This is a genomic window from Mesorhizobium ciceri biovar biserrulae, assembly GCF_001618845.1.
Classification (GTDB): Bacteria; Pseudomonadota; Alphaproteobacteria; order Rhizobiales; family Rhizobiaceae; genus Mesorhizobium; species Mesorhizobium ciceri.
The window spans coordinates 492,224-504,318 of record NZ_CP015065.1; the positions used below are offsets into that span (position 1 = coordinate 492,224).

The 12,095-nt window shown below is 60.4% G+C and carries 13 protein-coding genes and 1 pseudogene; 7 read left to right on the top strand and 7 right to left on the bottom strand.

All coding sequences use genetic code 11. The features are described from left to right. The first annotated feature begins 616 nt into the window (after positions 1-616). The 6 genes from A4R29_RS32230 (at position 617) to A4R29_RS32250 (ending at position 4,875) form a co-directional block, all read left to right on the top strand. A complete protein-coding gene (locus A4R29_RS32230; RefSeq protein ID WP_244507005.1) occupies positions 617-895 on the top strand; it encodes an MAPEG family protein in 279 nt (92 codons plus the stop codon). 1,126 nt (positions 896-2,021) lie between these two features. Beyond that, a complete protein-coding gene (locus A4R29_RS35685) occupies positions 2,022-2,414 on the top strand; it encodes a hypothetical protein (RefSeq protein WP_063174050.1) in 393 nt (130 codons plus the stop codon). A 93-nt stretch (positions 2,415-2,507) separates the two neighbouring features. Continuing rightward, the gene (locus tag A4R29_RS35275; protein ID WP_013525011.1) at positions 2,508-2,720 is read left to right on the top strand and encodes a hypothetical protein; all 213 of its coding nucleotides are present in this window, start codon (positions 2,508-2,510) and stop codon (positions 2,718-2,720) included. Next, positions 2,717-2,926 (top strand): EF-hand domain-containing protein, encoded by a 210-nt coding sequence (locus A4R29_RS35280; protein WP_082827636.1) that lies wholly within the window; start codon positions 2,717-2,719, stop codon positions 2,924-2,926. The genes A4R29_RS35275 and A4R29_RS35280 overlap by 4 nt, the downstream gene beginning before the upstream one ends. Positions 2,927-3,141: 215 nt before the next feature. After that, positions 3,142-4,317, top strand: a complete 1,176-nt coding sequence (locus A4R29_RS32245) for a zinc-dependent alcohol dehydrogenase (RefSeq protein WP_063174051.1) — start codon at positions 3,142-3,144, stop codon at positions 4,315-4,317. A gap of 9 nt (positions 4,318-4,326) precedes the next feature. Further along, a complete protein-coding gene (locus A4R29_RS32250; protein WP_013525009.1) occupies positions 4,327-4,875 on the top strand; it encodes a hypothetical protein in 549 nt (182 codons plus the stop codon). A 44-nt stretch (positions 4,876-4,919) separates the two neighbouring features. Here A4R29_RS32250 and A4R29_RS32255 read toward each other — a convergent pair whose 3' ends face one another. Next, positions 4,920-5,135 carry a hypothetical protein gene (locus tag A4R29_RS32255; RefSeq protein WP_013525008.1) on the bottom strand — a complete coding sequence of 72 codons (216 nt, stop codon included), beginning with the start codon at positions 5,133-5,135 and terminating at the stop codon, positions 4,920-4,922. 76 nt (positions 5,136-5,211) lie between these two features. On the opposite strand from A4R29_RS32255, the gene A4R29_RS32260 reads away from it, so the two are divergent. Further along, the gene (locus A4R29_RS32260; RefSeq protein ID WP_013525007.1) at positions 5,212-6,027 is read left to right on the top strand and encodes a class I SAM-dependent methyltransferase; all 816 of its coding nucleotides are present in this window, start codon (positions 5,212-5,214) and stop codon (positions 6,025-6,027) included. Positions 6,028-6,538: 511 nt separating this feature from the next. Here the strand turns inward: A4R29_RS32260 and A4R29_RS35690 are convergent. The 6 genes and pseudogenes from A4R29_RS35690 to A4R29_RS32290 form a co-directional block, all read right to left on the bottom strand. Beyond that, positions 6,539-6,915: pseudogene (locus tag A4R29_RS35690) on the bottom strand (alpha-hydroxy-acid oxidizing protein). Continuing rightward, positions 6,836-7,243: an alpha-hydroxy-acid oxidizing protein gene (locus tag A4R29_RS35290; RefSeq protein ID WP_338039897.1), complete on the bottom strand. Its 408-nt coding sequence runs from the start codon at positions 7,241-7,243 to the stop codon at positions 6,836-6,838. The pseudogene A4R29_RS35690 and the gene A4R29_RS35290 overlap by 80 nt, the downstream one beginning before the upstream one ends. A 129-nt stretch (positions 7,244-7,372) precedes the next feature. After that, complete coding sequence (locus A4R29_RS32275; protein ID WP_063174053.1) at positions 7,373-8,449, bottom strand: TadE/TadG family type IV pilus assembly protein; 1,077 nt, start codon at positions 8,447-8,449, stop codon at positions 7,373-7,375. Between the two features lie 297 nt (positions 8,450-8,746). Then, entirely contained in the window at positions 8,747-9,664 is a 918-nt protein-coding gene (locus A4R29_RS32280) for an NADP-dependent oxidoreductase (protein ID WP_063174054.1), read from the bottom strand. A 156-nt stretch (positions 9,665-9,820) separates the two neighbouring features. Next, complete coding sequence (locus tag A4R29_RS32285) at positions 9,821-10,522, bottom strand: nitroreductase family protein (protein WP_027163551.1); 702 nt, start codon at positions 10,520-10,522, stop codon at positions 9,821-9,823. Positions 10,523-10,652: 130 nt separating this feature from the next. After that, entirely contained in the window at positions 10,653-11,609 is a 957-nt protein-coding gene (locus A4R29_RS32290) for an AraC family transcriptional regulator (RefSeq protein ID WP_063174055.1), read from the bottom strand. Positions 11,610-12,095 lie beyond the last annotated feature (486 nt).

Below are 12,095 nucleotides of genomic sequence, written 5' to 3' on the forward strand. Positions count from 1 at the left end.
TTGCTACACGAGCGAATTGCCTCGGCCATCCATGTTTCGGGTCCTCGCCATTCAGGAGGTCCACGCTGTGACCGCGTACCATGTCAAGATAGCAGGCGCCCCTCGCGCCATGAACACATCGAACTATGGCTTGAGCACCGCGGACTGTCCAAATCTCTTCCGTAGTGGCCGGTGCGGTCCGTTGGGCCCAAGGGCCCCCCACTGAACCAGCATTCTCCCTTTCCGCGTCTAGTGCGCCGTAGTGGGTTCGCCTCTCGAGTCAGGGAGCTGTCGCATGGTCTAAAAGCCGGAAGTCCGACACGGCGCACATTGGAATCGGCGCGATCAATGCCTTCGACGGTGATCGCGATCGTCGCGTTCTCGATCCCAATCCATCCCTTGGCTTTCCGGGGTTGCGGACGTCCTGCCTGCATTTCAGATATAGCAGTGAAAGAAGCTTAGCATAAGCGGCTCTAAGCGTCCTTCGGCAAAGACCCTGTCGCCATAGGGGAGACAAGAGCTCGCGGCTCAAGCCGGCCGCAAAATCCTGGCGATTGGTTGTCAGGGACGCACATGCAGCTTGCCACTGGCGACAACCTTTGCTTGCCTGCCTGTTCCGCGACGAGAGGAGGCAGGCATGGAACGGTATTTCTCGGTGGCTATTGTGACGCTGCTTTGCAGCCTAATGATTTTTGGCATAGCGCTGACAGTCGCCAGAACCCACAAGAGGACGGGCGTTCTCGCCCCGACCATGACTGGGGATCCGCTGCTTGAGCGGACAATCCGCGCTAATTCAAACTCGATCGAATGGCTGCCGATCTTTCTTCCGTCGATGTGGCTTTTCGCGGTCTACTGGAGCGCGCCATGGGCGGCTGCACTGGGACTGGATAATGACGGTTTCCGTCGGCACCGCTGAAGCGGTACCCCGGCTTCTTTATTCAATCTTTCGCCGCATGTGACCTTTCGCTTCAACTCGACAGCGTTCAAAAGGCGAACAAGAGTCCGGGCATAGCTTAGCCGTAGCGCCCACGGGTCTGCTGGCTGCCCAGTCAACACGTTAAACGCGGTCCAGCTTCGTTGGTTCTTTTCTGAGTTCATGTCTCTGGTGAGTCACCGTCGCTAGCCATACATCAAGCAGTGATCGATGATTCCGTGTGTCACGGGGCAGCTTAGCAACGGGCGAAGCTATCGGTGGTTCCGGCGAAGCGAAACGAAGCAGGCGGTTGGACCGGCTTCGATTCAACGGCTGATGTCACAAGTGATGACTTGGAAGGCGCCAGAGGTCGTCAGCGCGTGAGATAGAATGACTGACGGCTAACACCGCCTCGTCCTTCCTGCGCGATAGCCTGATGACCTTCAAACGCATGAGCTGACTCGCAACACTGCGATTCAATTTAGCACACGTTTAATTAGCTCCGGAGCATTTTAACGAATCGTTGACCGCGCTGTCCCATTATAGGACGGCGCGGTCAAACCCCAACCGGACTGCGCAGGCGGCTCCGGCACTGAAGCGCCCGCCCAACTGTCGGAGTCGCCACCCACACCAACATACCAGCAATGGTTGAATCAACCGTTACCGCATGTGCTTTCCAATGTGCTTCCCTGATCGTTAGACTTTGACCGAGCGGACGGGAATATGCGCAGAACAGTTCGGTAACATTTGAGACAAGTCGATGGATATGACGAGCTATCTGATCTTGGTGGATCAATTCCCGGCAAGCTCTACAGCGGCGAGCCCAAAAAGGATATTCCTACATCTGTCCGACGTGCGGTCAGCAGGTCGACATGCGTCACCTTCGCCAAGGCGCTGGCCGCCGGTTGTGCCGCGCCGCCTCGCTCTGATTTCCTGACATTCCGATCGCTTGTCAAACGATCCAGCCCACAATCCGCCGGGAATCGGGTCCATGACCATCGCGGATCCCGCCGATCAGGTCCCTGAGCTGGCGCTGCGTCCATGAGCGGCGCAGGGGGATTGATCCTTGCACTGAACCGTCCGAGGCGGTCTGCGAACAACTCGCCGTCCGGCCGGCATCGCCTTCTTCATGCTGCTCGCCCATCAGACCGCAAATTCCGCGACCATCGTAGCGGTCGCACGCATCGCCGTGATCGCTGAATTCGTGTTCACTGCAACCGCGGTGGTGGCTCATGCCCTCGCCTGGCATTCCGCCTATTCGCCGACCGAGAGGTGGATTGCGCTTTTCGATCCTGCTTTACCTCATTACCGGCCTGTTCTGGCTTCCAGTCGTGTGGATGCAGATCGAGATGCGCGATCTCTCGCCCTGCAGGCCGCGGCAGCGAAGCAAGCTTCACCACAGCGCTGCAACACCTTGGCACGTTCCGCCATTCCAGAAGACGGCTACGACGACATGAATGCCATCACCATCTCCACCATTCTGGTTGTGGTCGCCCTGCGCCCACGGGCACATGGCCTGTAACTTCGCCGTGACCTCATCCCCTTGAGGGAACAATCTGACCGAGCCCCAGTTTGACCCAAACAAACACGGCCGATGGTTCGATGGAGGCATGCCATGAGATGGTTGAGCAAGCTGTCCGGGAGAGAATGCACCAGGATCGCGGTTCTGAAGAAGCTTTCCGTGACGAAGATAGCCGCAACGACCAGGGCGACCGCAACGGGCATGCTGACCGTCCCGATGAAGCTAGCCGTCATGGCGACCATTGGCGAAATCGTGGTGACTGGGGCAGAGGACACAGAATGGCTCGACACCGGGGGCACCAAATGATGCGCGGTGCCGGCATGCGACTTATGTTTGGCCTGTTGGACACGGATGGGGACAGGTCATTGTCCGAGGCTGAGGTTCAAAGCGCGGTCGGCAGGATGTTCAATAGCATCGACGAGAATGGTGACGGCAACATCGATCTAGACGAAATCCAGTCCCTCGTGCACGGCTCCAACGTGCATGGCACAAACAGCGAAGACATGCCGTAGCTGCATTAAGACTAAGGAACCGACTTCAGACGGAGCGGCAAGCGGGGCGCGGTCAGGCGAAGGCGCCGTTTGGAATGGCCCAAAATATTCTCTCAAGCTCTCGGAACATAGGTCGGCCATCGCGGTTCGACAGGCCGCGGGCACGGTCGATGAATAGCATGGCCCGCTTGCCAAGCGCGGGTCCCCGATCGACCTTGCCAACAGAGGAGCGGGCTATGCGTGCGTTGGTCTGGCACGGTAAGGAAGACATACGCTGCGATCAGGTCTCCGATCCAGAAATTGAGGATGAACGGGACGCGATTATCAAGGTGACGAGTTGTGCCATCTGCGGCTCCGACCTTCACCTTTACCACAACTACGTGCCAGCCATGCTGCCAGGCGACATTATGGGCCACGAGATGATGGGAGAGGTCGTGGAGGTCGGCAGGGGCGTCAACGGCGCTCTGAACAAGGGAGACCGCATTGTCGTACCGTTCACCATAATCTGCGGTGAGTGCGACCAGTGCAAGAGACAGAACTTTTCGGTTTGCGAACGTACGAACCGCAAGAAGAACCTCGGCGACAAGGTGTTCGGGCACACCACCGCTGGTCTGTTTGGCTACACCCATTTGACGGGCGGCTATCCCGGGGGACAGGCGGAATACCTGCGGGTGCCGTTCGCCGACGCCACGCACGTAAAGGTGCCTGACAACCTTACCGACGAGCAGGTTCTCTTCCTCGGCGATATTTTTCCCACCGGATGGCAGGCCGCGGCACAGTGCGACATAGAGCCTACGGATACGGTTGCGGTGTGGGGCTGCGGCCCAGTCGGGCAGATGGCAATACGCAGCGCCCTGCTGCTCGGCGCCAAACAGGTGGTGGCGATCGATTGCCTGCCGGAACGGCTTTCCATGGGGGCGGCCGGCGGTGCCATCACCATTAATTTCGCCGAGGAAAGTGTCGTCGAACGGCTGCAGGAACTCACCGGCGCAAATGGCCCGGAGAAGTGCATCGATTGCGTCGGCATGGAAAGCCATGTCTCGCTGGCCCAGCCCGACACCGTCTACGATCGCGCAAAGCAGTTGATGCTGATGGAAAATGATCGACCGCATGTGTTGCGCGAGATGATCTATGTCTGCCGGCCGGCCGGCGTGATCTCGATCCCCGGCGTCTACAGCGGGCTGGTCGACAAGATTCCGATGGGACAGGCGATGAACAAGGGCCTCACCTTCCGCATGGGGCAGACCCATGTCACCCGTTGGACCGAGGATCTGCTGCGCCGCATCGTGGACGGCCAGATCGACCCTTCCTTCGTCATCACCCACACCGTCGGGCTCGAGCAGGGACCCGAGATGTACAAGGTGTTCCGCGACAAGCAGGACAGCTGCATCAAGGTAGTTTTGAAACCGTAGGGAATCGTCATGAACGTGGTCGCTAAACTCACCAACATCACCCGATCGCCTGGCGATCCCAAAGTGCTGCAGGCCGGGCCGAGTGTGGCCGGTGCCTTCGATGGCCTTGCCCGCAAGCTCGGCTGGTTCAGCATCGCGCTGGGCGTCGTCGAACTGGTTGGTGCCGAGCGGATTGCCGGTGCGCTCGGCATGAGCGGCAAGCAAGATCTCATCCGAGCCTATGGGGCGCGGGAGATAAGCAGCGGCATACTCTCGCTTTCCGTGGACAAGCAGGCTGGGCTTTGGAGCCGGGTGGCTGGCGACGGCCTGGACATCGCGACGTTGCTGTCAGCTTATCGGCATGACAATCCAAAGCGCGACAACGTGGGCATTGCGCTTGCCGTGGTCGCCGGAATCGCTTTGCTCGACATCATCGGTGCGAAAGGCGTCACCGCGCGCCACTCTCGCAGGGGGACCAAGCCGCGCGACTACAGCGATCGCAGCGGCTTTCCCGCAGGCACTGCCGCAGCCCGCGACTTTGCCCGCTCTGAGCGCGGCCAGGAGTCCGGCGCCGCCTGACAGAGTGCCGACCTTGCGCTATAAGCTAGTCTGGGGTTCCAGCCCTAAAACCAGGTTACCGATTTTGAGCTCGACGAGATTGTAGCCGCGCAACTTGCTATCGGCCCGGCCCCATCCTGCACCATGCCGATTTCTACGCCGGATGCGACCTGCTCGCCACGCCCCAGGTGTGGGTGCGGCGCAGTGCCTGCGAATTCGCCGATGGCGCTGACGATTTCCCGGCCGTCAGCATCGGTGATGACGGTGGCGTAGCGGGTCATGAATCACACTCCTGAATCAGCGCGCGTTGCGGAGACAACCTATTGATGGGAAGCTGGCTGTTCGAGGAGGACAGCAATGAGCAACGTCACCACGCATTACGGCAGCGACGGCATCGTCGAGCGTATATTGGCCGCGATTTCCGATGCGAAGCCCGATAAAATCAATGCCGCGCAGCTCTATCCGTTCGACCAGCTTCACGGCCGCGAGCTCATCGCCACGCGAGACCATGGAGGTCGTCTTGCCCCCTCGCCCACCGACCGGATCCTTGATGTCGGCAGCGGCATTGGCGGCCCGGCGCGCTTCCTGGCCGCCACCTATGGCTGCCAGGTCGACGGTGTCGACCTCACACCAGTCTTTGTCGAGGCATCCGGCCGACTGACCATGCTCAGCGGCCTTGGCGACAAGGTTCGCTTCCACGAAGCCGACGCGGCGAAACTGCCCTTCGCCGACAACACATTCAACGCGGCAATCTGCTTCTATGTCGGGATGAACATCGCCGACAAGGCCGCCGTCATCGGGCAGGCTTTTCGCGTTCTGAAGCCGGGCGGCAAACTGATCTGGACCGAAGCCGTGCTGGCTGCCGGCGAGCCGAATTATCCCTTGCCCTGGGCGGTTGCGCCGGAAACCAGCCACCTTGTTGACCGGGATACCCTGAAGACCCTGTTCGCCGACGCGGGCTTCCATATTGACGAAGTCATCGACGAGACCGGCGAACATGTCGAACTGGCGATGCAAAGGGCCAGTTCCGGCATCATTCCTTCGCCTGTGCAACGTCAGGTCAATGAAATCGTGCTCGGCACCGAATTCGTGCAGCGACGCAAGAACTACATCCGTAGCCTGAGCGAAGGCAGATTGGCATCGCTGGCCATCATCGTCTCGAAGCCTGCCTGATCGGAGCCTTGATCGTAACGAAGGGCAGAAACAAAAAACCCGCCTTGGCGGCGGGAAGTTGGCGCAACTCAGCACCAGAAGTAGCGACCGGCAACACCATGGTTCGCAGTTTCGTTCGGCTCGCGAACCACCGCCTTTCTATACCATTGTGCGACATTGTACACGACGGTGCCATTGTCCGTGCACTTCGGTCCGGCATCGATTGTGCTATAACGGCCGGTAAACGGCTACGAAGCCGGTAAAGGCAGTCAGTTGCATCGCGCTCCTGTCCTCCGTCCGAGTCATCCTCACGGCAAGTTCGACGCCAGTAGTCAAAATGCGAAGGCACGATTGTGGCCGACAGCAGACCGCCAGCTGTAAATCTAATCGGACATCCAGGTAGTCGGCGCTCGGCCGGACAAAGGGCGCGACGGAGGTGAAGCGAAAAGTGCAATGCTGAACTTGCTGAAAAATAGTTTCGGGCTTCACCAGATTACCGGCCGGTCGATCTCGCCGATGCGCGCCCGGCCTGTCAGCGCCATTGCCATCTCCAAGTCTCGGCGAAGCAGGTTGCGCCCTCGGCACCATCGGTTGCCAGGGCGTAGACATAGGGGCGGCCAATCATGACTGCGGTTGCACCAGGGCAAGCATCTTCAACATCGGCGCGACGGCTCACGCTTCCAGCAAGGATGATGGGAATCCGTCCGGCCACCGGTCCGCGATGGCGGGCAGGGAGTCGATGGTTGCCGGGAGGGTGTCGAGGTTACGCGCACCGTGGTTCGAGACCGCGATGGCATCGACACCCGTTCCGATCGCCTGCTCAGCATCCTCAGGATCGAGGATGCTCTTCAGGATAAGCGGCAGGGTTGTCAGCGAACGCAGCCAGGCAATATCCGCCCAGGTCGGCATGGCCGACGCTGCGCAGTGCCAACTTTGAGCACGCCGGTGTTCCGGTGCTTGGAGTATGGCGTTGCGAGGCGTCGGGAATTTTGAATCCTGCCCGGAACTGCCTACGGCGATCGCCTGGCTTCGGCATGTCGACCGCTACACAGATCGCTTGGCCAAGTGCCGTGCCATTAAAACCGCGATTGCTTTGCCGATAGAGCAGGAACCAGACTGGAGACTGGCTCACCGCCACGCCATCCTCGATCGCTGCCGTCGCCGTGGTACCCAAAGTGAACACCGCTTGCGCCACTCCGGAGCCGCGCGCCGCCGCCACCTCGCCTTCCGGATGCACCAGCCGCTGATATGCTATCGGGCCAGGATGATCGGACGCGGCAGACTTTGCCCGATGAGCGTGATCCCGGTATCAAGTCTTGTCACACGCGCAGCACGTGCCGCTTTCCAAAGGCAAGAGATGCACCTCCTACTGTGTCAGGGCCGTTATCGAGGGGCGCTTGTTGAAGTCGCACTTGCCGGTGACGCTGTAGAAGAAGTCGGCATTTGAAGACGGCGTCGGCACGGTTGTGCCGCCGTCCTCCCAGGCTTGATAGCTGGTTACACCACAAGGCACGATGGTGAAGATGTCGACCTTCTGCCCAGTCGGGGTCTCGGTCAGGTTGTTCGCGTCCACGCCGCTGTAGAGTCGGTTGGAGGTGGTCGGATCATCCGACTTTAGGTACTTCGGGTTGCCCGATGGCACGTACATCTGCAGGGAGAGGCCAGCCATCTGGCTGACGTCGATCGACGCGCCGGCGCTGTTGGCTGGGTACATGGTGTTGAGGCAAGTGGTTGAATATTTCTTGGTGCCGCTGGTCTGGAGTATCGCGTCTGCAGTCAGACCCGTGAAGGTGCTCACGCTGGCGGTGGTGCAAACTTGCGACTGGACAAGCGTCTTGATGTCGGCCCCGCCGTTGTTGGTGATTGTGTACACATTCGTTGTGCCGTAGCCTTTCGGATCACCGAAGCCGTTATAGGTATACTCGATCGACATCAGCGGCTTGGCCACCGTCGCTCCAAATGTCGTGCCGTAGAGCGTCATCGTCTTGTTCCACCAGCCCGACACCTTGGAAACCTTGAAGGTAGTCTGCACCAGGGCCGGCGTCTTGCTCGCCGCCGACCCAACGGCGACCGGCACCGTGTTGATCCTGGCGATCTGCATGAACACGGTGGGCATGGAGTAACTTGCCATGGCCTGCGCGGTGGCGGTGCCATTGGCGGAAACCACAAAGCTGTTCAGTGTCGGGGTACCCAGGCCATGGTTGGCGATGAAGGTATTCTGCAGCATAGTCTGGCGCTGCGCCAACGTTGAAGTTGTGTCCATACCGGTGATCGATAGGACCGCGGCATCCAGCGCCTGCTGCTCGTTGGACCGGGTCTGGACCGCCCTGGTATAGTCGACCGAGAACCCGATGGCGGTGATGATGGGCGCCAGCATGAAAACAAACAACGGGGCCATCGAACCGTCATGGGAACGCGCGAACCGCCCAACAATTCTCAGCATGTTTCTACTCCCGACGGACATTAGCCTACGCGCATATACCACGCGACGGCAAAGCAAGGTCTAAAGCTATCGATCAATGTTTAATCGTCTCTCGCCGCCAAGCCTGGGTCTTTGCCTCCAGGCTTCAGATTCAACAAACAACGCAGTATTGGATCAAAATCTCGCCAGCTACCGGGATTGCTGCAGGCAGAGGCTAGCGAACTCGAACTCCCAAGATGCAATCACATCTGACGCTGCGGCATTTGCCGCGGACCTTAGGCTTTCAAGGAGAGGAACTGCCCTCTCTCCCCCGAGTCCTCACGGCCGAACGCGGATGATCGTCTTTCCCGCACGCCGCTCGGTCGAATTGAAGGTGGCGACGGCATCTTCAAGGCTGGAGACCTTGCCGATATTCGTCCGCAGTCGTCCGTCCCGGATCCGCTGAACGATCTCCCAAAGCTGGCCGCGATCAGCCTCGACGATGAAGTCAATCGCCAGGCCATCTGCAGGTCGAATATCCGTCGGTCCAACGACTGTCACAAGCGTTCCTCCGGCCCGGATCAGGGCCGCGGACCGCTTCTGGATATCGCCGCCGATGACGTCGAACACCAGGTCGACGCCGCCAACCTCCTCCAGTTTGTCGTTGTCGAGATCGACGAACTCATTCGCGCCGAAGTCGAGCGCCTTCTGGCGGTCGGCGGCGCGTCCGCTGCCGATGACATAGGCCCCGGCCTCCCTTGCAAGCTGCGTCACCATCGAACCGACGGCACCGGCCGCGCCGTGCGCGAGCACGCTTTGCCCCGCCTGAAGGCGGCCATGCTGGAACAGCCCCTGCCACGCGGTCAGGCCGGAGATCGGCAGGCTCGCACCCACCGTGAAGTCAACGTCGCCGGGCAGCGGCGCGAGATTGCGTGCCTCCATGGCGACATACTCAGCGAGGGTCCCGTCGCGATGCCAGTCGGCGAGGCCGAATACGCGCTGACCGATTGACAGTCCCGTGGTGCCGTAGCCGAGCGCAGTGACCACACCTGCGAGCTCATGGCCGAGGATCGATGGCGTCCGGTCACGGAAGGCTCGATCGGCCCAGGTCGAAGGCCACTCCAGTTCGGTGTTGACGAATCCCGCCGCATGAACCTCCACAACAACATCGTTTATTGCCGCCCGCGGCTCGGGCCGCTGTACCAGCTTCATCCCGGCCTCTCCTGCAGCCTGGTCCGTCACTACGATCGCTTTCATGGGAATTGTCTCCTCAGACATTTGTGTTGGGGTAATTAGCGGGCGTGGCAGCTCTTTCGAGCTTTCACGCGTCGGCTTCGCGTCCTCCACGACGACCTTGAGGTCCCTGCCTGGGTTCCTCGGAGCTCTCGCGCGCCCGCGATTCCAGGATTTTCGTTATGCGAAGTCCAGCACATCGGCCACCGGCATGCGCGGCTTCTGCGGCCAGTTGCCAGCTCGCTCCGGTCCGACGGTCAACAGCATGACCGGCACTTCGTCTTCGGCCAGGCCGAACTCGCGGTGCACGGCTTCAGCGTCGAAACCAATCATCGGCGTCGAACCCAGGCCCAGCGACCGGGCCATGTAGATGATCGCCGCGGCGCCAAAGGTCGCGGAGCGCACTGCTTCGTCGCGCTGGCGCTGCGGCTGATCATCATACAGACCGCGAGCGGGGATTTCCCACTCCGGCACCAGGTGCGCCGGCATGATGCCGGCTTTCACTACGGGTGCCAGGCGGGCTGGAACGGTGCTGGCATCGGCCAGCTGGCCGATGATGATGAAGGTCACGGCCGCGTCGGTGATCGCGGGCTGATTCCAGGCGATCGGACGCAGCCGGGCCTTGGCTTCCGGCGAGCGTACGGCGATGAAACGCCAGTTCTGCAGGTGGAAGGAGGTTGGCGCGGACGTGCCGATACGCACCAGGTCGCGGATCTGGTCGTCGCTCAAGGTGGCAGCAGGGTCGTAGTACTTTGCGGCACTGCGGCTCAGGATCGTTTCGATGACGGCGTTCGTGGCGAAAGCGTTTTCGCTCTTCCCGCTCTCCCCGAAGATCTCGGCGGCTACGCGGGTTGCGGGTCCGGTGGTGGCGATGCAGTTCATTGGATGGCTCCCTTATCAAGTGATTGCGGAGCCCAATTTACGAGGACGAGTGATTATTTCGAGACTGATTCAGCTCAGTATGATGCGCGAAAGGATCAAACTGCGCCTTCGCGATCCCAGACCGTGTGCGTTACTCGCCCTTGTGCGCCAGTCGCCGCCACTCCCCCGGCGTCATCCCCATCCTTTCGGCGAAGACATGCCGGAATGCCGAAACGGATTGATACCCGACGGTCTCGGCCACGGCCTCGGCGCTGATGGCTGGCTTCTTCAACTCGTTGGCGGCCAGGCTCATGCGCAGATCAGTCAAAAAATCGAGGGCGGAGCGACCCAGCTTGTCCTGAAACTGGCGCATGAACGTAGCGCGCGACATCCCGCACAAATCGGCCAGATCGGGCAGTTTCCAAGGCCGTGCCGCATCGGCGAACATTGCCGCAATTGCTGGTGCCAGCCGCGGATGGCCAGCCAGGGCCAACAAGCCTTCGGGGGCTTTCCCGGATTGGCTCGCCGCGCGCAGTACCAGTGTGAAAAGCGCCGAGGAAAGCGCGTTGAGAATGGCGCGCCCTCCCGCCCTGTCACCGGAGGACTCCATCCGCATCAGCCCGACAAGACCGGCAAGTTGGTTGGATGCGGACCCCATGCCGTCTTCTCCATGGCTGTCCACAGCGCGTGTCACCAGGTTGGCGGGCAGGTAGTTGCGGATCAGTCGATCATGGGGTGGCGCGATAAAAAATCGCCCACACAGCAGATCCAGTTGCTCGCCCTCGCCATCATTCTCGCTCAGCATCCATCCGGCTGACCCCCGGCGTTGCTGGGTAGGAATTGGTGTTTGCCCGCTACCGTCGTGCAGTACATGCGCCGCGCCGTGAGGCAGCAGCACAATATCTCCGCTCAGCAGCTCCCGCGCCGCTCTCGTCTTCGGATCCTCGAGAATGGCCCGGCCCTTGACTATGACGTGGTAGGGAATTTCGTTCGCGGCAGCCTTGTTCCAGGCAACGCGCCACGGTGCACCATAGGCGCAGCGGACCTCGAGCTGGCCGGTCACGGTGATGATTTGCAGGAGATGGCTCAGCCAGTCCACTTCAGACATTGGACCTCGAAACGGAGATAGTGAAACGTCTTATCGTAATTATGGATTGTTTGCACAAATCGAAAGTACCAAGAGAGACGGCAACACGCCCGCCGATCATGAATGCGTCTCCAGGTGAAGAACTTGTCTACATGCCGAGCGCGGAGGCACCACGCACTAGATTGCTGCGGCCGTAACGGAGCAACTGGTAAAAGGATGGAGCAGTTTCCTGTCTCTGAACAGGTGCGAGGCCGATCAGCCGCCGCAGCCTACCGCCATCCCCGCACCATATGAGATTGGACGCTGCGCCCTGGGGTCTCCCAATGAGTGTCCGGTGGTCTCACCATCCATCGGTTGCCAGGCATTCGTCAGAGCTGCTGATGGCTCACGGTCACTTTCAACAGAGGACGGTATGTTGTTATCCAGGCCGATTTTTAGAGCCGAGCGATATTGTGATGCTTGCCTAGTGATCCAGTTTGCCCCGCCGCCTTTGATAGACACTTGTTG

Excerpts from the sequence above, each read along its gene's own strand:
- A4R29_RS32230 (WP_244507005.1), top strand. The coding sequence starts at position 617 with ATGGAACGGTATTTCTCGGTGGCTATTGTGACGCTGCTTTGCAGCCTA.
- A4R29_RS35685 (WP_063174050.1), top strand. The coding sequence starts at position 2,022 with ATGCTGCTCGCCCATCAGACCGCAAATTCCGCGACCATCGTAGCGGTC.
- A4R29_RS35275 (WP_013525011.1), top strand. The coding sequence starts at position 2,508 with ATGAGATGGTTGAGCAAGCTGTCCGGGAGAGAATGCACCAGGATCGCG.
- A4R29_RS35280 (WP_082827636.1), top strand. The coding sequence starts at position 2,717 with ATGATGCGCGGTGCCGGCATGCGACTTATGTTTGGCCTGTTGGACACG.
- A4R29_RS32245 (WP_063174051.1), top strand. The coding sequence starts at position 3,142 with ATGCGTGCGTTGGTCTGGCACGGTAAGGAAGACATACGCTGCGATCAG.
- A4R29_RS32250 (WP_013525009.1), top strand. The coding sequence starts at position 4,327 with ATGAACGTGGTCGCTAAACTCACCAACATCACCCGATCGCCTGGCGAT.
- A4R29_RS32255 (WP_013525008.1), bottom strand. The coding sequence starts at position 5,135 with ATGACCCGCTACGCCACCGTCATCACCGATGCTGACGGCCGGGAAATC.
- A4R29_RS32260 (WP_013525007.1), top strand. The coding sequence starts at position 5,212 with ATGAGCAACGTCACCACGCATTACGGCAGCGACGGCATCGTCGAGCGT.
- A4R29_RS32275 (WP_063174053.1), bottom strand. The coding sequence starts at position 8,449 with ATGCTGAGAATTGTTGGGCGGTTCGCGCGTTCCCATGACGGTTCGATG.
- A4R29_RS32280 (WP_063174054.1), bottom strand. The coding sequence starts at position 9,664 with ATGAAAGCGATCGTAGTGACGGACCAGGCTGCAGGAGAGGCCGGGATG.
- A4R29_RS32285 (WP_027163551.1), bottom strand. The coding sequence starts at position 10,522 with ATGAACTGCATCGCCACCACCGGACCCGCAACCCGCGTAGCCGCCGAG.
- A4R29_RS32290 (WP_063174055.1), bottom strand. The coding sequence starts at position 11,609 with ATGTCTGAAGTGGACTGGCTGAGCCATCTCCTGCAAATCATCACCGTG.